Genomic DNA, 20,986 nt, shown 5'->3' with positions numbered 1-20,986 from the left:
ACATGATCGACTCCGCTGGTTCACGGCGATGGTCTTGCCCCGCGGTGTGACGGGGCTTACGTTCTCCCGTACGCCCGTGTCTACGGGCGTAGAAGAAGCACGAAGAGGCTCTCTGACGCCGCGTCGAAGGAGCAGCTCATGTCCCACGTCGTACGCGCCGCACTCGTCCAGGCGACCTGGACCGGCGACACCGAATCCATGATCGCCAAGCACGAGGAGCACGCCCGCGAGGCCGCCCGGCAGGGGGCGAAGATCATCGGCTTCCAGGAGGTGTTCAACGCCCCCTACTTCTGCCAGGTGCAGGAGCCCGAGCACTATCGCTGGGCCGAGGCGGTGCCGGACGGCCCGACCGTACGGCGCATGCGGGACCTGGCCCGCGAGACCGGCATGGTGATCGTCGTCCCGGTCTTCGAGCTGGAGCAGTCCGGCTTCTACTACAACACCGCCGCCGTGATCGACGCCGACGGCTCCTACCTCGGCAAGTACCGCAAGCACCACATCCCGCAGGTCAAGGGATTCTGGGAGAAGTACTACTTCAAACCCGGGAACGCGGGCTGGCCGGTCTTCGACACCGCCGTCGGCAAGGTCGGCGTCTACATCTGCTACGACCGGCACTTCCCCGAGGGCTGGCGCCAACTGGGACTCAACGGAGCCCAGTTGGTCTACAACCCGTCCGCCACCTCACGCGGCCTCTCCGCCCACCTCTGGCAGCTGGAACAGCCCGCGTCCGCCGTCGCCAACGAGTACTTCATCGCCGCGATCAACCGCGTCGGCCAGGAGGAGTACGGCGACAACGACTTCTACGGCACCAGCTACTTCGTGGACCCGCGCGGCCAGTTCGTCGGCGACGTCGCCAGTGACAAGGAGGAGGAACTCCTCGTCCGCGACCTGGACTTCGGGCTCATCGAAGAGGTCAGGCAGCAGTGGGCGTTCTACCGGGACCGACGGCCCGACGCGTACGAGGGGCTGGTCGAGCCGTGAGCAGCCTCCACCACCGCCACCTCGCCGTCAGCCCCGACTGGCTGGCCCTCTACTACCGCCACCCGCTGGAGATCACGCACGGCGAGGGCCGCCACGTCTGGGACGCCGACGGCAACCGCTACCTCGACTTCTTCGGCGGCATCCTCACCACCATGACCGCCCACGCCCTGCCCGAGGTCACCAAGGCCGTCAGCGAGCAGGCCGGCCGGATCATCCACTCCTCGACGCTCTACCTCAACCGCCCGATGATCGAGCTGGCCGAACGCGTCGCCTCGCTCTCCGGCATCCCGGACGCCCGGGTCTTCTTCACCACCTCCGGCACCGAGGCCAACGACACGGCGCTGCTCCTGGCCACCACGTACCGCAGGTCGAACCAGATCCTGGCGATGCGCAACAGCTACCACGGCCGGTCCTTCTCCGCGGTCTCCATCACCGGCAACAACGCCTGGTCGCCCACCAGCCTGTCGCCCCTCCAGACCCTGTACGTGCACGGCGGTGTCCGCACCCGGGGCCCCTACGCGCACCTGAGCGACGAGGAGTTCACCGCCGCCTGCGTCGCGGACCTGGAGGACCTGCTCGGCCACACCCGCACCCCGGCCGCCCTGATCGCCGAACCCATCCAGGGCGTCGGCGGCTTCACCTCACCCCGGACGGGCTGTACGGCGCGTTCCGCGAGGTCCTGAACCGGCACGGCGTGCTGTGGATCTCCGACGAGGTGCAGACGGGGTGGGGGCGCTCCGGCGAACACTTCTGGGGGTGGCAGGCCCACGCCCAGAACGGGCCGCCGGACATCCTCACCTTTGCCAAGGGCATCGGCAACGGCATGTCCATCGGCGGGGTGGTCGCCCGCGCCGAGGTCATGAACTGCCTGGACGCCAACTCGATCTCGACGTTCGGCGGTTCACCGGTCACCATGGCGGCCGGCCTCGCCAACCTCGCGTACCTCCTGGAGCACGACCTCCAGGGCAACGCCCGCCGCGTCGGCGGCCTGCTCATCGAGCGGCTGCGCGCGATCGGCGCCGCCTCGGACCGGGTGCGCGAGGTGCGCGGCCGGGGCCTCATGATCGGCGTCGAACTCGTGAAGCCCGGCACCGACGAGGCCGACCCGGAAGCGGCAGCGGCCGTCCTGGAGGCGGCGCGCGAGGGCGGCCTGCTCATCGGCAAGGGCGGCGGCCACAACACCAGCGTCCTGCGCCTCGCCCCGCCGCTCTCGCTCGCCATCCCCGAGGCGGAGGAGGGCGCGGACATCCTCGCCGACGCGCTGCGCTCGGTGGGCTGAGCGCCGGCGACCACGCGGGTGCGGGGCAGGACCCCGCACCCGCGTTCCACCCGTACAACGAGGAGGGGTACCCATGAGCCGTACCGTCATCCGCGGCGGCCTGGTCGTCACCGCGTCGGACGAGATGCACGCGGACGTCCTCGTCGACGGCGGCCGGATCGCCGCGCTCGCCGCCCACGACAGCGACGAGGCGGCCGGCTGGACCGCGGCCCGGACCATCGACGCGACCGGCAAGTACGTCATCCCGGGCGGTGTCGACGCGCACACCCATATGGAGATGCCGTTCGGCGGCACCTACGCGGCCGACACCTTCGAGACCGGCACCCGCGCCGCCGCCTGGGGCGGCACCACCACTATCGTGGACTTCGCCATCCAGTCCGTCGGCCGCTCCCTGCGCGAGGGCCTGGACGCCTGGTACGCCAAGGCGGACGGCAACTGCGCCATCGACTACGCCTTCCACATGATCCTCGCGGACGTCAACGAGTCCTCGCTCAAGGAGATGGACCTCCTGGTGGGGGAGGGCATCACCTCGTTCAAGCTGTTCATGGCCTACCCCGGTGTCTTCTACAGCGACGACGGGCAGATCCTGCGCGCCATGCAGCGGGCCGAGTCCAACGGCGGCCTGATCATGATGCACGCGGAGAACGGCATCGCCATCGACGTCCTGGTGGAGCAGGCCCTCGCCGCCGGCCGCACCGACCCCCGCTACCACGGCGACGTACGCAAGGTGGCGCTGGAGGCGGAGGCCACGCACCGCGCGATCCAGCTCGCCCGGGTCGCCGGATCGCCGCTGTACGTCGTGCACGTCTCCGCCGACGAGGCCGTCGCGGAGATCGCCGCCGCCCGCCACAAGGGGCAGCCGGTCTTCGGCGAGACCTGCCCGCAGTACCTCTTCCTCTCCACCGACAACCTCGCGGAACCGGACTTCGAGGGCGCCAAGTACGTCTGCTCCACCCCGCTGCGGCCCCGGGAGCACCAGGAGGTCCTGTGGCGCGGGCTGCGCAACAACGAACTCCAGGTCGTCTCCACCGACCACTGCCCCTTCTGCTTCTCCGGGCAGAAGGAGAGGGGCCGGGGCGACTTCTCGAAGATCCCCAACGGCATGCCGGGCGTCGAGAACCGCATGGACCTGCTGCACCAGGCGGTCGTCGACGGCCACATCTCGCGCCGCCGCTGGATCGAGATCGCCTGTGCGTCCCCGGCGAGGATGTTCGGCCTCTACCCAAAGAAGGGCACGATCGCGCCCGGCGCGGACGCGGACATCGTCGTCTACGACCCGGCGGCCCGGCAGACCGTGTCCGCCGAGACCCACCACATGAACGTCGACTACTCCGCGTACGAGGGGAAGCAGCTCACCGGCCAGGTCGAGACGGTGCTCTCGCGCGGCGAGGTGGTCGTCGACAACCGCACGTACACCGGCCGCGCCGGACACGGCATCTACACCCCACGCGCCACCTGTCAGTACCTGAACTAGGAGCAACGGGCATGGACTTCGGACTCGTCCTCCAGACGGACCCGCCCGCATCGGCCGTGATCAGCCTGATGCGCCGCGCCGAACGCAACGGGTTCCGCTACGGCTGGACCTTCGACTCGGCGGTGCTCTGGCAGGAGCCCTTCGTCATCTACAGCAGCATCCTGGAACACACCGACCGGCTCACCGTCGGCCCCATGGTCACCAACCCGGGCACCCGCACCTGGGAGGTCACCGCCTCCACTTTCGCCACCCTCAACGACATGTACGGCAACCGGACCGTGTGCGGGATCGGCCGGGGCGACTCCGCGATGCGCGTCGCCGGGCGCGCCCCCAACACCCTGGCCCGGCTCGGCGAGGCCATCGACGTCATCCGGGACCTGGCCGAGGGCCGCGAGGCGGACATCGGCGGGCAGCCGGTGCGGATCCCCTGGATCAAGGACGGCAAGCTTCCCGTCTGGATGGCCGCCTACGGCCCCAAGGCCCTCGCGCTCGCCGGGCAGAAGGCCGACGGCTTCATCCTCCAGCTCGCGGACCCCTATCTCACCGAGTGGATGATCAAGGCGGTACGGGACGCGGCGGCCGGGGCCGGACGGGACCCGGACTCCGTCACCATCTGCGTCGCCGCCCCCGCCTATGTCACCGAGGACGACTCGCCCGAGGCCCTGGCCCACGCCCGGGACCAGTGCCGCTGGTTCGGCGGGATGGTCGGCAACCACGTCGCCGACCTCGTCGCCCGGTACGGCGAGCACTCGGGCCTCGTCCCCGACGAGCTGACCGCGTACATCAAGGACCGGCAGGGCTACGACTACAGCCACCACGGACGCGCCGGAAACCCCGACACCGCGTTCGTCCCCGACACCATTGTGGACCGCTTCTGCCTGCTCGGCCCGGCCGCCGCGCATGTCGAGAAGCTGAGGCACCTCAAGGGTCTGGGCGTCGACCAGTTCGCGGTGTACAACATGCACGACGCCCGCGAAGCCACCATCGACGCCTACGGCTCCGCCGTCATCCCCGCCCTCACCGACTGACCGCCCGAACCCCCCCACGGTCGTACGCGAAACCCCCCGCGCCCCGCCCCGCACGGCACCGCCCCGAGCGAAGGGTCCAGCCGCCATGACATCGACCGCACCTCCGTCCCCGTCCCCCTCGCCGGAACCCATACCGGCCGACCCCTCCGACCCCTCCGACCGCGTCGAGCTCGCCGCCGGCGCCGTCCCCGACGACAACCGCTTCGTCAACGCGGACCTGCTGCCCGTCCCGCTCGCTCGGCGCGTCTGGACCACGTACAACTTCACCGCGCTGTGGGTCGGCATGGCCCACAACATCCCGTCCTGGCTGCTCGCCTCCGGCCTCGTCGCCCTCGGCATGGACTGGAAGCAGGCCGTCCTCACCATCGCGCTCGCCAACCTGATCGTGCTCGGGCCCATGCTGCTCACCGGCCACGCCGGGCCCAAATACGGCATCCCCTTCCCGGTGCTGGCCCGGGCGTCGTTCGGGCTGCGCGGGGCCAACCTCCCCGCACTCATCCGGGCGGCGGTCGCCTGCGCCTGGTTCGGCATCCAGACCTGGATCGGCGGCGTCGGCATCTTCACGCTGCTGGGCAAGGTGTTCGGCGGCTGGGCCGAGGCGTCCGAGATCGGCGGGCAGCCCTGGACGCTCTGGCTGTGCTTCGTCCTCTTCTGGGCGCTCGAACTCGCCATCATCTACCGGGGGATGGACGCGCTGCGCCGCTTCGAGAACTGGGCGGCGCCGTTCGTCATCGTCGGCGCGCTGGTGCTCCTGGTGTGGATCGCGGTGAAGGCCGGCGGCTTCGGGCCGCTGCTCGACCAGCCGTCGGAGCTGGGCTGGGGCAAGGACTTCTGGCCCGTCTTCTTCCCGTCCCTGATGGGCATGATCGCCTTCTGGGCCACGCTCTCCCTGAACATCCCCGACTTCACCCGCTTCGGTGCCGGCCAACGGGCCCAGATCCGGGGCCAATCGCTCGGACTGCCCACCACGATGACCCTGTTCGCGCTGCTCTCGGTGCTCGTCACCTCCGGCTCGCAGGCAGTGTACGGCAAGGCCGTCTGGGACCCGGTCGAGCTCGTCGCCCACACCGACAACGTCTTCGGACTCCTCTACGCCCTGATCACCGTCCTGGTCGCGACGATCTCCGTCAACATCGCGGCGAACGTCGTCTCACCCGCGTACGACCTGGCGAACCTCGCGCCGAAGTTCATCAACTTCCGTACGGGGGCGCTGATCACCGGGGTCGTCGGCGTCGTCATCATGCCGTGGAAGCTCACCGAGACGCCCGAGCTGTACATCTTCACCTGGCTCGGCCTGGTCGGCGGGCTGCTCGGTACGGTCGCGGGCATCCTGATCGCCGACTACTGGATCGTCCGCCGCACCGAGCTCGACCTCGCGGACCTCTACCGGCCCGGCGGGCGCTACTGGTACACGGGCGGCTGGAACTGGCGGGCCGTCGCCGCGTTCGCGGTCGGCGGTGTCCTCGCGGTCGGCGGCTCCCACTCGAAGCCGGGGGAGGGCCCGTTCCCCTCGGACGGGGTCATCCCGTTCCTGAAGCCGCTCGCGGATTACGGCTGGGCGGTGGGCCTCGCCGCCTCGCTCCTGGTGTACGTGGCACTGATGGCGGGCGTCACGACGGAGCGGAGGTCCGGCTCAGCAGCGCGCTGACATCGTACGAATCGGCGGGCGACGGCGTGTTCCTCGGCACCGGTTGGTCGAAGTCCGAGAGGTTCACCACCGCGTCCGTGCCGTCCCCGCCGTGCAACGAGAGCCGCAGCGGATAGGGCTTGCCGGTCGCCGCCACGTCCACCGTCAGCGTCATGTCACCGCGCATCCGGGTCAGCGGCACCACGGACGTGCCGTCGATGGTGGTCTTCGGGCCCTTGTTGAGGGTGCCGGTGTCGTCGTTCGCGTTGTCGCTGACGAGCTTCTGGAAGGTGTTGAGGTCGCACGCCTTCGTCAGGGCGCGCAGCCGGGGGCTGTCGGCGGGGGCCTTCAGATAGCGGTCGCCGACGATCGCCGCGAAGGCCGAACCGCCGTTCGGCACCTGGTTCTTCCAGAAGTCCGCGTCCGGTTTCAGCCACACGTCGTCACCGCGCTTCACGATCAGCACCGAGCCGTGGCTCCGGCCCAGGTCCACCGAGCCGTTGCAGTTGCCGGACCGGTCCACGGCCAAGTCCAGGGACATGGACGGGGTGCCCTTGCCCAGGTCGCCGCGCGTGGACACATGCAGCGATTCCGCGCCGAGCAGCGCGTCCCTGGAGCGGTCGGCGATCTGCTGGGCGGTGAGATGGTCGATGTCCTCCGCATGGGCCACGCCGCCGAGGGCGCCGGTACCGCCGGCGCCGATCAGGAACGCGGCGGCCCACGCGGCCGGGCGGGTGCCGAGTAGTGAACCGGTCACGTCGCCTCCTCGGTGCGAAGGGTCGTCGTGGGGCTTCCGGACGGCTGCGGTCCGGACCAGTCGAGCGTACGCCGGGGGAGTGAACGCCGCCCGTTCGGCGCAAGGCACCCCGGCGGCATCTACACAGCGTGACGTTTCCCGGCGTTCCCGGGTTAGGCAGGCCGCGGGCGGCCCGCTCCGGAGTCCGCCCGCGCCAGAGTCGTACGCGACCGCGCGCGTGCCGTCCCGGCGGTCACGGGCGGTCACCACCGAAAGGGAGCCATGAAGAAGATCCTGGGCAGCCTGTCCCGCCGAGCCGCCGTCACCGGCCTGGCCACGGCCCTCGCCGTGGCGGGCGGCCTCGCCGTCGCGGCCCCGGCCTCAGCCACCCCGCCCGGCCTGTCCTGCGACACCGGCAAGCACGCCGTGGACGACTACACCGGCTACGCGCTGTGCCGGAACAACGGCTCCACCACCCAGACCTTCTGGGTGCACCTGGTCTGCGGCTGGTCGCCCGACGTGGACGGCGAGCACGTCACCCTCGCCCCGGGCCAGTCCGGCCAGTCCACCGCGCACTGTGCGGGACTCGGCACGGGCATCGGCGAGATCAGCGTGCAGCCGTAAGGACCTTCGTCCCGCACGGTTGAGGGCGGCGCGCCCACTCGTTACCCTCCAGTAAGTCCGTTCGCGCGGGAGGTGCACGCACGCACCCGACGGTACGAGGAGGCGAGCCGCCCATGTCCTCAGCTCCGACCACCCGAACGGCCGAGGACCCCGTACCGGACCGGGAAGCCCCGGACCCCGCCCCGCGCGGCCTCGCCGACAGCGTGCGGGCCCTCGCGGACGGCCGGACCACCTCCACCGCACTCGTCACCGCCGCGCTGGCCCGGATCGAGGCGAGCCAGGGCACCCTCAACGCCTTCCGCCACCTGCGCGCCGAGCCCGCGCTCACCGAGGCCGCCGAGGCCGACCGCCGGCTCGCGGCGGGGGAGCGGCTGCCGCTGCTCGGGGTGCCCGTCGCGGTGAAGGACGACACGGACGTCGCCGGGATGCCCACCTACTTCGGCTGCGCCGGGGAGCGGGCGGCGGCGCCCGCCGACAGCGAGGCCGTACGCAGGCTGCGCGCGGCCGGGGCCGTGATCGTCGGCAAGACCAACTCCTGCGAGCTCGGCCAGTGGCCGTTCACCGAGGGCGCCGCGTTCGGCGCCACCCGCAACCCCTGGCACACCGACCACACTCCGGGCGGCTCCTCCGGCGGTTCGGCCGCCGCCGTCGCCGCCGGACTGGTGCCCGCCGCCCTCGGCTCCGACGGCGCCGGGTCCGTCCGCATCCCCGCCGCCTGGACCCACCTGGTCGGCATCAAACCGCAGCGCGGCCGGATCTCGGTGCACCCGCACAGCGACGCCTTCCAGGGCCTCACCGTCAACGGCCCGCTGGCCAGGACCGTCGAGGACGCGGCTCTCCTGCTCGACGCCGTCGCCGGGCCGCACCCCGAGGACCCGCACCGCCCGCCGCCCGTCGACGCGTCGGCCGCCGCCCGCCGCGACCCGGGCCGGCTGCGCATCGCGCTCGCCTGGCGGCCCCCGCTCACCCTCACCGGCACGGCACCCCACCCCGACGTGCGCCGCGCGGTCACCGCGCTCGCGGAGGCGCTGGCCCGGCTCGGCCACGACGTGGTGGAGGCCCGGCCGCGCTACGGGCTGATCGGCCTCGGCTTCGTGCCCCGCGCCACCGCGGGCATCGCCGAACTCGCCGCCCTGCACCCCGAACCGGCGCTCCTGGACGCGCGCACCCGCTCCGCCCTGCGCACCGGCACCCGGCTGGGCGGCAGGGTGGTGCGGGCGGCCCGGGCTCGCGAGGTGCACCAGCACCGGCGGATCGGGGCGCTGTTCCACCACGGACGCGGCGGCGCCGGGTTCGATGTGCTGCTGACCCCGACGACCGCGATGCCGCCGCCCCGGATCGGCCGGTTCGACGGGCTGAGCGCCTGGCGCACCGATGTGGCGATGACCGAGGCATGCCCGTACGCCTGGCCGTGGAACGTGCTGGGCTGGCCCGGCGTCAACGTCCCGGCGGGCTTCACCCCGGACGGCCTGCCGGTCGGCGCCCAGCTCCTCGGCCCGTCGCGCAGCGAGGAACGGCTCGTCTCGCTGGCGGCCCAGCTGGAGGCGGAGCTGCGCTGGCAGGACCACCGGCCGGTCCTCCGGAACACAAACCCTTAAGGCACCCGGGCGGTCCACTCGTCGTTCGCGAACTTCGTGCGGACCAGTTCCTCTGCCCGGGCCAGCTCCTCCGGGGTCACCTCGCCCCGGGTCAGGCCGTGCCGGTTGCGGAAGGACTCGATCATCCGCTCGATGACGGCCTGGCGCGGCAGGCCGGTCTGCCGGCGGAGCGGGTCCACGCGCTTCTTGGCGCTCTTCGTGCCTTTGTCCGACATCTTCTCCTTGCCGATGCGCAGCACCTCCAGCATCTTGTCGGCGTCGATGTCGTACGACATGGTCACATGGTGCAGCACCGCGCCGGGGCCGCCGTCCGGGCCGACCACGCGCTTCTGCGCGGCGCCGGCGATCTTGCCGACCTCGGTGGCGATGTCGTTGAGCGGCTGGTACCACGCCTTGATGCCCATGTCCCCGAGCGCTTCGAGCACCCAGTCGTCCAGATACGCGTAACTGTCCGCGAAGGAGAGCCCGGAGACCAGGGACTGCGGCACGGCGAGGGAGTACGTGATGGTGCTGCTGGGCTCCGCGAACATCGCGCCGCCGCCGGAGATCCGCCGGACCACCGTGACACCGTGGCGCTGGACGCCCTCGGCGTCCACCTCGTTGCGCAGTGACTGGAAGCTCCCGATGATCACCGCCGGGGCGTCCCACTCCCACACCCGCAGCGTCGGCGGCCGCCTGCCCGCCGCCACCTCCGCCGTGATGACCTCGTCCAGGGCCATGTGTAGGGCCGGGGACTGCGGGGCGTCGTGGATGAGCTGCCAGTCGTAGTCGCTCCACTCCGTGGCCTGCGCCAGCGCCCGGCGTACGGCGACGGCGACACCCTCCGACGTGAGGCCGAGCATCACCGTCGACTCCGGCAGCGCCGCGTCGATCCGGGCCGCGAGGGCCACCGTGTCGGTGTTCGCCGGGGCGCCCTCCAGGGCCGCGTCGATCGCGAGGATCGCCTCGTCCGGCTCCAGGAAGAAGTCACCGGCCACCCGGACGTCGCGCAGGGCGCCGCCCTCGACCTCCAGGTCCACCACGACCAGCTTGCCGCCGGGGATCTTGTACTCACCGTGCACGTCCTGCCTCCACTTCCGCCTACGAACAGAAAACTCCCGCTCACGTACAAAACATGATCTGTCCGGCCCGTTTGCTACGGGGGTATTGCGAGGTCGTGGCGGGAGGGCTCCGGGTCTGGTGCCGGCGCCGCAGCCCGCACCAGACTGACGCTCGCACGTCTGTGCAACGTTTTCCCGACCCCCAGAAAGCACCACCGCGCATGCATACGCCCCCCAGACCCTGCGCCCCCATGGCGCGTCCCCTGTGCGCGAGGAGGTGCCACCCGTGCTGCGCCATGTGACGCGCAAGGCGGCGGGCTGGCTCCTGATGATCGTGGTGGCGACCAACGCCACCTATTTCCTGGCCAGTTGGTTCCTGGACCCCCGGTCGAACTTCAAGGAACTGCGGCCCGTCCGCACCGAGGCCCAGATCGACCGGGCGCTCGCGCCGTACCACCTGGACCCGTCGGTGCCGCTCGTGCAGCGGTGGTGGGACTGGCTCACCGGCGTCGTCACCCGCTTCGACTGGGGCATGTCGCCCACCGGTGTCTCCGTCAACGGCGAGATCGGCTACCGCTCGCTCGTCAGCGCCGAACTGGTCGTCATGGCGACGCTCCTCTCCGTCCTGATCGGAGTCGCCCTGGGTGTCTACACGGCGTCCCGGCAGTACGGCTGGGCGGACAGGGTCTCGCAGGCCATCTCCATCGCCGTGTTCAACGTGCCCACCTCGGTCGCCGCGCTCGCCGTCGTCTTCGTCGCGATCTGGCTCAACCAGCACGCCGGGCTGCACTTCCTCTACGTCGCCGGCGAGAACTCGCCGAACGTCGAAGGGCTGCTCCCCACCATCGGCGACCGCGTGCTCCACCTGATCCTGCCCACCCTCACCCTGACCCTGATGGGTTACGTGGGCTACCACCTGACCCAGCGTTCGCTGCTGCTCGACACCCTCAACGCCGACTACGTCCGCACCGCCCGGGCCACCGGGCTCACCCGCGCCCAGGCGATCCGCCGGCACGCCCTGCGCACCGCGCTCATCCCCACGGCGACCTCCGTGGCGTTCAGCATCCCGGCGATCTTCACCGGCGCCGTCATCACCGAGACGATCTTCGGCTGGAACGGCATGGGCCGCTACTTCATCCAGACCATCAGCAAGAACGACATCCACGGCACCGTCGCCACGGCCGCCTTCGCCGCCGCCCTGACCGCGATCGGCGCGATCCTCGCGGACATCGCCACCGTGTTCCTCGACCCCCGGGTGAGGGTGAGCTGACATGGGCGTACAACGGCTCTACGCGCGGCGATTCCTGCGCAACCGGCTCGCCGTCGCCGGTGTGGCGATCTTCGTACTCCTCGTGCTCTTCAGCGTGTTCGGCGGACTCCTCACCCCGTACGCGTACTCGGACGCCGACTTCGCCGCGCTCACCCAACCGCCGAGCGGTACGCACTGGTTCGGCACCAACCAGGGCGGCAACGACATCTACGCCTCCGCCGTGCACGGTCTGCGGCGCTCCCTGGTCATCGCGGTCAGCGTCTCCGTCCTGACCATCGTCGTCGCCGCGGTCATCGGCTCCAGCGCCGCGTACTTCGGCGGCCGGGTGGAGAAGGCGACCCTCGCAGTCATCCACTTCCTGCTGGTCGTCCCCTCCTTCCTCATCCTCGCCCTGGTCTCCCACCGGCTCGCCGGTGACTGGCGGGTGCTCATCGTCGTCCTGACGGTGTTCGGCTGGATGTCCACCGCACGGGTCATCTGGTCCGTCTCGACCTCGCTGCGGGAGCGGGACTTCATCACGGCCGCCGAGTTCATGGGGGTGAGCCCGGCCCGCATCATCCTGCGCCACATCATCCCCAACCTCGGCTCGCTGCTCATCGTCAACCTGACGCTGGGCGTCGTGGCGACCGTCCTCAGCGAGACCGCGCTGTCGTTCCTCGGCTTCGGCGTCCAGACCCCGGACGTCTCGCTCGGCACGATGCTCGCCGACGGAGCGAACACCGTCACCAGCGCGCCCTGGCTCTTCGCCTTCCCCGCGGGCCTGGTCGTCCTGCTCACCGTCTCGATGACCTTCGTCGGCGACGGGCTGCGCGACGCCCTCGACCCCACATCCACGACCGGCGCGGCAGGAGGCCGACGATGACCCTCGCGACGACCCTGCCCACCGCCCCGCCGCCCGGAGACGCCGTCACCCCGGCCCTCTCGGTGCGCGACCTGCACATCACCTTCCCGTCCGAGGCGGGCCCCGTGGAGGCGGTGCGCGGCATCGGCTTCGACCTGCTGCCCGGCCGCACCCTGGGCATCGTCGGCGAGTCCGGCTCCGGCAAGTCCGCCACCGCCATGGGCATCATGGGCCTCCTCCCGCCCACCGCCGCGACCAGCGGCCAGGTGCTGCTGGGCGGCCGGGACCTGGTCGGCCTCACCGACAAGGAGCTGTCCGCGATCCGCGGCAACTCCATCGGCATGGTCTTCCAGGACCCGCTCTCCGCGCTCACCCCGATCTTCACCGTGGGCCGGCTGCTCTCCGACGCCCTGCGCGTCCACCAGGACCTGACGAAGCGGGCCGCCCGGGAACAGGCCGTCGAACTCCTCGACCTGGTCGGCATCCCGGACCCGCGCGCCCGCGCCGCCTCCTTCCCGCACGAGTTCTCCGGCGGCATGCGCCAGCGCGTCGTCATCGCGATGGCCATCGCCAACAAACCGTCCGTCCTGGTCGCCGACGAACCGACCACCGCACTCGACGTCACCGTGCAGGCCCAGATCCTGGACGTGCTCCGCCTCGCGCAGAAGGAGACCGGCGCCGGGCTCGTCCTCATCACCCACGACCTCGGAGTCGTCGCGGGCCACGCGGACGACGTGGCCGTCATGTACGCGGGCCGGTTCGTGGAGCGGGCGGGCGTGGACGAGCTGTTCGCGCGCCCCGTGATGCCGTACACCGCGCGCCTGCTCGCCGCCGTGCCCACCGTGGACAGCGGGGTACGCCGCCCCCTCGTCCCGATCGGCGGTGAACCGCCCGCCCTGGTGGACCTCCCGGCCGGCTGCCCCTTCGCGAGCCGGTGCGCCGTCGCGCTCGACGCCTGCCGCACGGACGAGCCCGCCCTGCGCGCGGTCACCGGGCACGGCGACGTGGCCTGCCTGCGCGCGGACGAGATCGCCGCCGGGGAGCTGGATCCGACGGGCGGGGCGTCGCCGGACGAGGGCGCTGAAGCCGAGCGCGACGCGCCCGCCGGGGATGTGGTGCTCCGGGTCGAGGACCTGGTGAAGACCTTCCCGGTCACCAAGGGCGCCGTCCTCAAACGCCGCGTCGGGACGCTGCGCGCGGTCAACGGGGTCGGCTTCGAGCTGCGGTCCGGGGAGACCCTGGGCCTGGTGGGGGAGTCCGGCAGCGGCAAGACCACCACCCTGCTGGAGATCCTGCGGCTGAGGCGGCCCGAGGGCGGCCGGATCGAGATCGCCGGCACCGAGGTGGGCACCGCCGCATCCGGCTCCCGGCTGCGGGAGTTGCGCCGCGATGTCCAGATCGTGATGCAGGACCCGATGGGCGCCCTCGACCCGCGGCTGCCCGTCTCCGAACTGCTCGCCGAACCCCTGCGCGCGATCGGCCGGGACCGCGCCTCCACCCGGGACCGGGTCCGCGAACTCCTGGCGCTGGTCGGCCTGGACGAGGCGGTGAGCGACCGCTTCCCGGCCGCGCTCTCCGGCGGGCAGCGCCAGCGGATCGGGATCGCCCGGGCCCTTGCGACCGAGCCCAGGCTCCTCGTGCTGGACGAACCGCTCTCCGCCCTGGACGTCTCCGTGCAGGCGGGCGTGATCAACCTGCTGGCCCGGCTCAAGCGCGAACTCGGCCTGGCCTACCTGGTGGTGGCCCACGATCTCGCCGTCGTCCGGTACGTCTCCGACCGGATCGCGGTGATGTACCTCGGGCACATCGTGGAGACCGGGGACACCGAGTCGCTGTTCGCCGACCCCAAACACCCGTACACCAAGGCCCTGTTGTCCGCGATCCCGGTCCCGGACCCGGAGCGCGAGCGCACCCGCGAACGCGTGGTCCTCGAGGGCGAACAGCCGAGCGCCGCCCGGCTGCCCTCCGGCTGCGTCTTCGTGGACCGCTGCCCGCTGTACCGGCTGGCCGGCGAGGAGGTGCGCGAGCGCTGTCGTACGGAACGGCCCGCGGCCTCCCCGGTGGCCGGGCGGCCCGGCCACACGTACGCCTGTCACGCCGTCTGAGGCACTCGCCCCATCCGCTTCCCCGCCCCTCGAACCAGAAGGAACACTCCGCCATGCGCGCAAGACTGGCCATGTCCGTCGCCCTGATCGCCGCCGTCTCCGTCGCCGCCACCGCGTGCCAGTCCTCCGGCGGGAGCGACGGCTCCGACGGCGGCGGCAAGAACGCGCCCAAGGCCGCGTCTGCCGCCGTCGACTACAACCCGCAGCCGTACGAGAACATCAAGGACGGCGGCACGTACACCACCGTCGGCACCTTCGACGACCAGGGCAATCCCTTCAACGTCAACGCCACACTGACCGCCTCCCGGGTCTGGGGCTGGTACAACGCCGACGCGATCACGTACTCGCCGACCGGCGACGTGCAGTACAACAAGGACTACTACAGCGATGTGAAGGTGACCGTCGACGGCGGAAACCAGAAGGTCGTCCTGACGATCAACCCGAAGGCGGCCTTCAACGACGGCACGCCCATCGACTGGCGTGCCATCGAGGCCACCTGGAAGGCCAACAACGGCTCGGACAAGGAGTTCGCGGCCTCCTCCACGGACGGCTACGACCAGATCACCTCCGTCGCGAAGGGGAGGGACGCCAAGGAGGCCGTCATCACCTTCAAGGGCGTCAACGCCTCCTGGTCCACCCTGTTCACGACCTTCCTGCACCCCGAGGCGGCGACGGTCGGGAACTTCAACAAGGCGTACGTGAAGAAGGCCCACCCCGAGTGGGGCGCGGGCCCGTACACGGTCGGGAAGTGGGACACCCACTCGGGCAACATCACCTTCGTCCGCAACCCCAAGTGGTGGGGAGGAAGGGCAAGCTGGACAAGCGGGTGTACGTCAACCTGGAGTCCACGGCGGGCGTCAACGCCTTCAAGAACGGCCAGCTGGACTACACCTCCGCCGTCGACGCGGAGAGCCTGAAGCAGGTCAAGGGCCTCAAGGGCACCGAGATCCGCAGCGGCGGCAGCCCCTTCGAGTACTCGCTGTACTTCAACACCAAGTCGGCGGTCCTCTCCGAGAAGGCCGTCCGCAAGGCGATCCAGCAGAGCGTCGACCGCGCCCAGATCGCGAAGATCCAGTTCCAGGGGCTCGACTACAAGGAGCCGCTGCCCGGCTCGGCCGTGCTCTACAGCTTCCAGAAGGGGTACGAGGACAACCTGTCGGCCGTCCTGACGTACGACCCGGCCGAGGCGAAGAAGACGCTCGACGCGGCAGGCTGGAAGCCCGGCTCCGACGGGGTCCGCGTCAAGAACGGCAAGAAGCTGGACGTGGGCTACACCCTCCTGGGCGACGACCCGCTGGGCAAGGCCACCGCCGGGGCCCTCGCCGCGATGCTGAAGCCGGCCGGTATCCACCTCGACATCCGGAAGGGCGACGACGCGGACTTCGCCAAGACCATCAGCGAGCGCAGGTTCGACCTGTTCCTGTCGGGCAACCGCTCCATGGACCCGTTCGGCGCCCGCTACCTGTGCGACTTCTACTGCTCGGACCGCGACTCCAACATCACCGGCTCCGGCAACCCGGCCCTGGACAAGGAGATCCGCGCCACCACGGAGATCGCCGACCTGGACGAGCAGACGGCGGCGGTGAACAAGGTCGAGAAGAAGGCGCTCCAGGAGTACGCCTTCCTGCCCCTGTTCAGCGGGCCCTCCACGTACGGCGTGAAGAAGGGCCTCGCCAACGTCGGCGCGACGATCTTCTACACCCCGCTGCCGGAGACGGTCGGCTGGCAGAAGTGACGTCCGGCCCCTCGGGGCGCTGAACCGACGGCCCTCGGACATGTTCCCCGTGTCCGAGGGCCGTCGGTGCGCGCGGGCCCTTTCCTCGCTTCGACTCCTGTGGTCCGTACCAAAGTCTTGACACCGCCTTTCTTCACTTCTTAAATCACGTAGCGAACCAAGTGCCCCATGCCTGCTCCACCGTGTCCGCTCCACTGTGTGTGCTCGACCTGTCATGCGCATGCCCTATGTGCACGGCGGGGTTCCCCTTCCCTCCCCATACACACCGGAAGGGAGAGTCATGGACTCCCCACGCCTTTCGCGGCGCCTGCTGCGCTCCGTACTCCCGGCACTCGCTCTCGCCCTGGCCACCGCAGGGCTGGCCGGCACCGGCGGGCCCTCCTCGGCGGGTGCCGCGCCCATGTCGAAGGCCGCGGCGACCGCCACGACGACGTTCTCCGACGAGTTCGACGGTGCGGCCGGTTCGGCCGTGGACGGCAGCAAGTGGCAGATCGAGACCGGCGACAACGTCAACAACCACGAGCGGCAGTACTACACCTCCGGCAACAAGAACGCGGCGCTGGACGGACAGGGCCACCTGGTTATCACCGCCCGCAAGGAGAACCCCTCCAACTACCAGTGCTGGTACGGGACCTGTCAGTACACGTCCGCGCGGCTGAACACGTCCGGCAAGTTCACGCAGGCGTACGGGCATGTCGAGGCGCGCATGAAGATCCCGCGCGGACAGGGCATGTGGCCCGCCTTCTGGATGCTCGGCAGCGACATCGGGCAGGTCGGCTGGCCCAACTCGGGTGAGATCGACATCATGGAGAACGTCGGCTTCGAGCCCTCCACCGTGCACGGCACCCTGCACGGGCCGGGCTACTCCGGCTCCGGCGGCATCGGCGCGGGCTACACCCTGCCGAACGGCCAGGCGTTCGCGGACGCGTTCCACACCTTCGCGGTGGACTGGGCGCCCAACTCCATCACCTGGTCCGTGGACGGAAACGTCTACCAGCGCCGCACCCCCGCCGACACCAACGGCAACGCCTGGGCGTTCAACAAGCCCTTCTTCCTGATCCTGAACCTGGCGGTCGGCGGCTACTGGCCCGGCGACCCCGACGGCAGCACCGCCTTCCCCAACCAGCTCGTGGTCGACCACGTCCGCGTCACGACCAACGACAGCCAGCCCCCGGCCACGGGCGGCCGGATCACCGGACTCGCCGGCAAGTGCGTGGACGTCGCCGCCGCCGCCACCGCGAACGGCACCCCGGTCCAGCTCTACGACTGCAACGGCACCGACGCGCAGAAGTGGACCGTGGGCTCCGACGGCACGATCCGGGCACTCGGCAAGTGCCTCGACGTGGCCTCCGGCGGCACGGCGGACGGCACCAAGGTCCAGCTCTGGGACTGCAACGGATCGGCCGCGCAGAAGTGGGCGGTCAGCGGGGCCCGCGACATCGTGAACCCCCAGGCCAACAAGTGCCTGGACGTCACGGGCAACAACTCGGCCAACGGCACCCGGCTGCAGATCTGGACCTGCGCGGGCACGGCCAACCAGAAGTGGACGGTCAACGGCTGACCGGCCCGGCCCTCCGGCACCCCGGAGGGCCATGATTGGCTGGGGGCATGATCGATGCCTTCCTCGCCGGTGACCTGACCGACATCGAGGCGGCGGTCCGCGCAGCGGCCGCCGCCGAGATCATGCCCCGCTACCGGCAGCTCGCCGCCCACGAGGTGGTCGAGAAGAACGGCCCGCACGACCTCGTCACCGTCGCGGACCGGCGCGCCGAGGAACACCTCACCGCCTCCCTCGGCCGGCTCCTGCCCGGCTCGGTCGTCGTCGGCGAGGAGGCCGTCCACGCCGACCCGAAGGTGTACGAGGCGCTGGGCGGCGACGCACCCGTATGGATAGTGGACCCGGTCGACGGCACCCGCCAGTTCGTGCGCGGCGAGCCCGGCTTCTGCACCCTGGTCGCCCTCGCCCACCGGGGCGAGCTGCTGGCCTCCTGGACCTACGCCCCCGCCCTGGACGAGATGGCCGTCGCCGTACGCGGCCGGGGCGCCCGGGTCGACGGCACCCCGATCCACGCCGGATCGCCCGCGCCCGACGCCGTGCTGCGGGTGGCGATGTCCCACCCCGACTACACCACCGACGAGCAGAAGGCGGCCCTGCTCGGCCTGCGCGCCGAGGGCTTCGCCGCCCGCCCCTGCGGCTCGGCGGGCCTCGAATACCTCGCCGTGGCCCGGGGCGAGCTGGACGCCGTCGCGTTCAGCTGGGAGTACGCGTGGGACCACGCGGCGGGGCTCCTGCTGGTCGCCGAGGCGGGCGGCACGCAGTCCACGCTGTCCGGCGAGCCGTTCCGTATCGCCGGGGGCAACGCCCTGCCCTTCACCGCCGCCCGCGACCGCGCGACCGCCGACCGCGTCCTGGCGGCGCTGCGGGAAGGCCGCTCAGAGGCCCAGTAGTTCCCGGGTCAGCGCGGTGAGCCGCTTGCGGGCCTCGGTGTCGTACGCCTGGTCGTGCGCCCGGGCGTCCGTGAACCGGTCGAAGTAGCGGCCGGTGACACCGGTGAGCGCCGGGTCGGCGATCAGCCGCACCGTCGGGCGCACCCCCTCCTCGATGGAGACGGCCGGCGTCAGCCCGTAGGCGCGCACGCCCTCGGTGTCCATCAGATGGGCCGGGTGCAGCGCGTTGATGGTGACGCCGGTGCGGGCCGTCTCCTCCTCGGCCAGGTCGAACGTCGACATGATCATCGCGAGCTTGCTTCGGAGGTACGCCTCGAGCCCCTCGTAACCGCGCTCCATCATGACGTCGTCCAGATCGACGGGAGCCTGGCCCATCGAGGCCACCTGGACCACCCGCGCGGGCGCCGAGGCCGAGAGCAGCGGCAGCAGCTCCTTGGTGAGCAGATACGGCGTCAGATAGTTCACGGTGAACCGGAGTTCGTGGCCCTGCGCGCCGAATTCGCGGCGCAGCGGTTCGCTGCCGCCGCCCGCCACCGCGTTGTTGACGAGCACATCGAGCCGGGGTTCGGCCGCGCGGACGGCGGCGGCCATGGCCCGGACCTGGTCGAGGTCGGAGAGGTCCGCGAGATACGTGCGGACCTCGGCCCGGCCGGCCGAGAGCTCCCGCGCCTCGGCGGCGGCCCGGTCGAGCCGGGCGCGGTCGCGGCCGTGCAGGAGCAGTGTCGCGCCGCGCCCGGCCAGGTCGCGGGCGAGGTGGAGGCCGAGGCCCTGGGTGGCGCCGGTGATGAGGACGGTTCCGTGGAAGGTGTCGGGTGCCGTGTAGGTATCCATGGGTTGAGTTATATCAGGAACTTGATACACATTCCATGCTTGCTTTGAGTTCGGATCCTGCTGTATATCCGGCCCCTGTACGCTCGCGACCATGGGAATGACCGCCGGTGAACGCCTCGGCCTGGACATCAAGCGCGCCGAGCAGGCCCTCATGGCAGCCAAGAGCGCCGCGCTCAAGGACGCCGACCTCACGGTCGCGCAGTACGCGGCGCTGCTCGCGCTCTCCGCCAGCCCCGGAATCTCCGGCGCGGCCCTCGCACGGGAGTGCCTGGTCACGCCCCAGGCGATGGCCGGGGTGCTCAAGCATCTGGAGGAGCGCGGCCTGATCGCCAGGTCCGCCCACCCCTACCACCAGAAGATGCTGGAGACCCGCCTGACCGAGGCCGGCACGGAGACCCTGCGCCGGGCCGACGAACGAGCGGTCCGCATCGAACGCCGCATCGCGGACGCGCTCACCCCCGGGGAACGCGACACGCTGCGCGACCTGCTGGCCCGCTGCGTCACCGCGATCCGCGCGGACTGAGCCCGGTCAGGGAGCGGCGGCCAGCACCTCGCGCACCTCGCGCACCAGCTCCGCCGCCGTCTCCACCGCCGCCGGGTCCAGGCCCCGCAGCGCCGCGTCCGCTCGGTCCGCGAAGCCGGGCGGGGTGTCGGGGAGGGCGGCGGTCGCCGCGAGGGCGCCCTTCTCGTTGAGGCACCAGGTGCGGTGGTGGGCGTGGAGCGACTGGGCGAGGATGCCGAAGGCGCGGGACAGGCAGAGCGAGACGTGCAGCCGGTCGCCCGCCGGGGCCGACTTGCGGGCGCCCACGACGGAGAACTCCGCCTCCCAGGCCGCGTCGGCCAGCGCCTCGCGCAGCGGCTCCGGATAGACCGAGGTCTCCCGCTTCAGGGCGGTCAACTCCCCGCCGGGATCGGCCAGTACACGCCCGAGGGCGACCTCGCCCGGATACGCGGGCGACCAGAAGCCCAGCGGATGGCCCGGCTGGACACCCACCTCGTAGCGGCCCTCCCGGCAGTCGGCCCAGACCGCCTCGACGCGGTCCAGGTCGCGCAGGATCCAGTCGACCTGGACGCCGTCCACCGTCAGCCAGCCGCCCGCGTTCACCCAGGGCCCCCAGCCGCCGGGGCCGGTCACCTCGACCGGGGAGCCCTGGAAGGCGGCGGCCAGTGCGGACAGGGCGGCGGTGTCCGGCGTACCGCGGTAGTACACGCCCAGGTCCCAGTCGGAGTCCGGGCGGTGGGCGCCCCGGGCCCGGCTGCCGCCGAGCAGGACGGCCCGGATGCCGGGCACTCGGGTGAGCCGGGCGGCCATCTCGGCGACCCGGGCGGTCATTCCGGAATCGGCGGGGCCCGCGAAGTTGTCTGAGGT

The 20,986-nt window shown here is 71.4% G+C and carries 18 protein-coding genes and 1 pseudogene; 15 read left to right on the top strand and 4 right to left on the bottom strand.

Going from position 1 to position 20,986, the window contains the following annotated elements:
- The first annotated feature begins 138 nt into the window (after window positions 1-138).
- The 5 genes and pseudogenes from NEH16_RS04540 (at window position 139) to NEH16_RS04520 (ending at window position 6,410) form a co-directional block, all read left to right on the top strand.
- Window positions 139-981 (top strand): nitrilase-related carbon-nitrogen hydrolase, encoded by an 843-nt coding sequence (locus NEH16_RS04540; RefSeq protein ID WP_265539416.1) that lies wholly within the window; start codon window positions 139-141, stop codon window positions 979-981.
- A pseudogene (locus tag NEH16_RS04535) lies at window positions 978-2,260 on the top strand (aspartate aminotransferase family protein). Before NEH16_RS04540 ends, NEH16_RS04535 begins: the two are co-directional and overlap by 4 nt.
- 73 nt (window positions 2,261-2,333) lie before the next feature.
- On the top strand, window positions 2,334-3,734 hold the full coding sequence (gene hydA / locus NEH16_RS04530) for a dihydropyrimidinase (protein WP_265539414.1): 1,401 nt from the start codon (window positions 2,334-2,336) through the stop codon (window positions 3,732-3,734).
- Window positions 3,735-3,745: 11 nt separating this feature from the next.
- Window positions 3,746-4,762 carry a TIGR03842 family LLM class F420-dependent oxidoreductase gene (locus tag NEH16_RS04525; RefSeq protein WP_265539412.1) on the top strand — a complete coding sequence of 339 codons (1,017 nt, stop codon included), beginning with the start codon at window positions 3,746-3,748 and terminating at the stop codon, window positions 4,760-4,762.
- An 85-nt stretch (window positions 4,763-4,847) separates the two neighbouring features.
- Window positions 4,848-6,410: an NCS1 family nucleobase:cation symporter-1 gene (locus NEH16_RS04520; RefSeq protein ID WP_265539410.1), complete on the top strand. Its 1,563-nt coding sequence runs from the start codon at window positions 4,848-4,850 to the stop codon at window positions 6,408-6,410.
- Here the strand turns inward: NEH16_RS04520 and NEH16_RS04515 are convergent.
- The gene (locus tag NEH16_RS04515) at window positions 6,373-7,146 is read right to left on the bottom strand and encodes a hypothetical protein (RefSeq protein WP_265539408.1); all 774 of its coding nucleotides are present in this window, start codon (window positions 7,144-7,146) and stop codon (window positions 6,373-6,375) included. The two genes, NEH16_RS04520 and NEH16_RS04515, sit on opposite strands and share 38 nt — an antisense overlap.
- A 261-nt stretch (window positions 7,147-7,407) precedes the next feature.
- Between NEH16_RS04515 and NEH16_RS04510 the strand changes: the two genes are divergently transcribed.
- Window positions 7,408-7,749 carry a hypothetical protein gene (locus NEH16_RS04510; RefSeq protein ID WP_073965892.1) on the top strand — a complete coding sequence of 114 codons (342 nt, stop codon included), beginning with the start codon at window positions 7,408-7,410 and terminating at the stop codon, window positions 7,747-7,749.
- Between the two features lie 113 nt (window positions 7,750-7,862).
- The gene (locus tag NEH16_RS04505) at window positions 7,863-9,347 is read left to right on the top strand and encodes an amidase (protein ID WP_265539406.1); all 1,485 of its coding nucleotides are present in this window, start codon (window positions 7,863-7,865) and stop codon (window positions 9,345-9,347) included.
- Here the strand turns inward: NEH16_RS04505 and NEH16_RS04500 are convergent.
- Entirely contained in the window at window positions 9,344-10,408 is a 1,065-nt protein-coding gene (locus NEH16_RS04500) for a lipoate--protein ligase family protein (RefSeq protein WP_265539404.1), read from the bottom strand. The two genes, NEH16_RS04505 and NEH16_RS04500, sit on opposite strands and share 4 nt — an antisense overlap.
- A gap of 265 nt (window positions 10,409-10,673) precedes the next feature.
- Between NEH16_RS04500 and NEH16_RS04495 the strand changes: the two genes are divergently transcribed.
- The 7 genes from NEH16_RS04495 (at window position 10,674) to NEH16_RS04465 (ending at window position 18,786) form a co-directional block, all read left to right on the top strand.
- A complete protein-coding gene (locus tag NEH16_RS04495; protein ID WP_073965889.1) occupies window positions 10,674-11,657 on the top strand; it encodes an ABC transporter permease in 984 nt (327 codons plus the stop codon).
- A gap of 1 nt (window position 11,658) precedes the next feature.
- Window positions 11,659-12,519, top strand: a complete 861-nt coding sequence (locus NEH16_RS04490) for an ABC transporter permease (RefSeq protein WP_265539403.1) — start codon at window positions 11,659-11,661, stop codon at window positions 12,517-12,519.
- Window positions 12,516-14,603, top strand: coding sequence for an ABC transporter ATP-binding protein (locus NEH16_RS04485; protein ID WP_265539401.1), 2,088 nt, complete (start codon window positions 12,516-12,518; stop codon window positions 14,601-14,603). The genes NEH16_RS04490 and NEH16_RS04485 overlap by 4 nt, the downstream gene beginning before the upstream one ends.
- 53 nt (window positions 14,604-14,656) lie before the next feature.
- Window positions 14,657-15,520 (top strand): ABC transporter substrate-binding protein, encoded by an 864-nt coding sequence (locus NEH16_RS04480; protein WP_265539399.1) that lies wholly within the window; start codon window positions 14,657-14,659, stop codon window positions 15,518-15,520.
- Complete coding sequence (locus NEH16_RS04475) at window positions 15,430-16,338, top strand: ABC transporter substrate-binding protein (protein WP_265547064.1); 909 nt, start codon at window positions 15,430-15,432, stop codon at window positions 16,336-16,338. Before NEH16_RS04480 ends, NEH16_RS04475 begins: the two co-directional genes overlap by 91 nt.
- A 280-nt stretch (window positions 16,339-16,618) precedes the next feature.
- Complete coding sequence (locus tag NEH16_RS04470) at window positions 16,619-17,899, top strand: glycoside hydrolase family 16 protein (protein ID WP_073965885.1); 1,281 nt, start codon at window positions 16,619-16,621, stop codon at window positions 17,897-17,899.
- Between the two features lie 47 nt (window positions 17,900-17,946).
- On the top strand, window positions 17,947-18,786 hold the full coding sequence (locus tag NEH16_RS04465) for an inositol monophosphatase family protein (RefSeq protein WP_265539397.1): 840 nt from the start codon (window positions 17,947-17,949) through the stop codon (window positions 18,784-18,786).
- Here NEH16_RS04465 and NEH16_RS04460 read toward each other — a convergent pair.
- Window positions 18,772-19,617, bottom strand: coding sequence for an SDR family NAD(P)-dependent oxidoreductase (locus NEH16_RS04460; protein WP_265539395.1), 846 nt, complete (start codon window positions 19,615-19,617; stop codon window positions 18,772-18,774). The two genes, NEH16_RS04465 and NEH16_RS04460, sit on opposite strands and share 15 nt — an antisense overlap.
- Window positions 19,618-19,708: 91 nt before the next feature.
- On the opposite strand from NEH16_RS04460, the gene NEH16_RS04455 reads away from it, so the two are divergent.
- Window positions 19,709-20,140 carry a MarR family winged helix-turn-helix transcriptional regulator gene (locus tag NEH16_RS04455; protein WP_242442045.1) on the top strand — a complete coding sequence of 144 codons (432 nt, stop codon included), beginning with the start codon at window positions 19,709-19,711 and terminating at the stop codon, window positions 20,138-20,140.
- A 6-nt stretch (window positions 20,141-20,146) separates the two neighbouring features.
- Here NEH16_RS04455 and NEH16_RS04450 read toward each other — a convergent pair whose 3' ends face one another.
- A complete protein-coding gene (locus NEH16_RS04450; protein ID WP_265547063.1) occupies window positions 20,147-20,950 on the bottom strand; it encodes a nucleotidyltransferase domain-containing protein in 804 nt (267 codons plus the stop codon).
- Between the last annotated feature and the right edge of the window lie 36 nt (window positions 20,951-20,986).

Origin of the sequence: Streptomyces drozdowiczii (assembly GCF_026167665.1) — a bacterium.
Lineage (GTDB): Bacteria > Actinomycetota > Actinomycetes > Streptomycetales > Streptomycetaceae > Streptomyces > Streptomyces drozdowiczii_A.
Note: the sequence above shows the minus strand (reverse complement) of the source record. Positions and strands in the feature narration are given on the sequence as shown.

What these genes read in the sequence shown, in the direction of transcription:
- NEH16_RS04540 (WP_265539416.1), top strand. Translation starts at nt 139, where the DNA reads ATGTCCCACGTCGTACGCGCCGCACTCGTCCAGGCGACCTGGACCGGC.
- hydA (WP_265539414.1), top strand. Translation starts at nt 2,334, where the DNA reads ATGAGCCGTACCGTCATCCGCGGCGGCCTGGTCGTCACCGCGTCGGAC.
- NEH16_RS04525 (WP_265539412.1), top strand. Translation starts at nt 3,746, where the DNA reads ATGGACTTCGGACTCGTCCTCCAGACGGACCCGCCCGCATCGGCCGTG.
- NEH16_RS04520 (WP_265539410.1), top strand. Translation starts at nt 4,848, where the DNA reads ATGACATCGACCGCACCTCCGTCCCCGTCCCCCTCGCCGGAACCCATA.
- NEH16_RS04510 (WP_073965892.1), top strand. Translation starts at nt 7,408, where the DNA reads ATGAAGAAGATCCTGGGCAGCCTGTCCCGCCGAGCCGCCGTCACCGGC.
- NEH16_RS04505 (WP_265539406.1), top strand. Translation starts at nt 7,863, where the DNA reads ATGTCCTCAGCTCCGACCACCCGAACGGCCGAGGACCCCGTACCGGAC.
- NEH16_RS04490 (WP_265539403.1), top strand. Translation starts at nt 11,659, where the DNA reads ATGGGCGTACAACGGCTCTACGCGCGGCGATTCCTGCGCAACCGGCTC.
- NEH16_RS04485 (WP_265539401.1), top strand. Translation starts at nt 12,516, where the DNA reads ATGACCCTCGCGACGACCCTGCCCACCGCCCCGCCGCCCGGAGACGCC.
- NEH16_RS04480 (WP_265539399.1), top strand. Translation starts at nt 14,657, where the DNA reads ATGCGCGCAAGACTGGCCATGTCCGTCGCCCTGATCGCCGCCGTCTCC.
- NEH16_RS04470 (WP_073965885.1), top strand. Translation starts at nt 16,619, where the DNA reads ATGGACTCCCCACGCCTTTCGCGGCGCCTGCTGCGCTCCGTACTCCCG.
- NEH16_RS04465 (WP_265539397.1), top strand. Translation starts at nt 17,947, where the DNA reads ATGATCGATGCCTTCCTCGCCGGTGACCTGACCGACATCGAGGCGGCG.
- NEH16_RS04460 (WP_265539395.1), bottom strand. Translation starts at nt 19,617, where the DNA reads ATGGATACCTACACGGCACCCGACACCTTCCACGGAACCGTCCTCATC.
- NEH16_RS04455 (WP_242442045.1), top strand. Translation starts at nt 19,709, where the DNA reads ATGGGAATGACCGCCGGTGAACGCCTCGGCCTGGACATCAAGCGCGCC.
- NEH16_RS04450 (WP_265547063.1), bottom strand. Translation starts at nt 20,950, where the DNA reads ATGACCGCCCGGGTCGCCGAGATGGCCGCCCGGCTCACCCGAGTGCCC.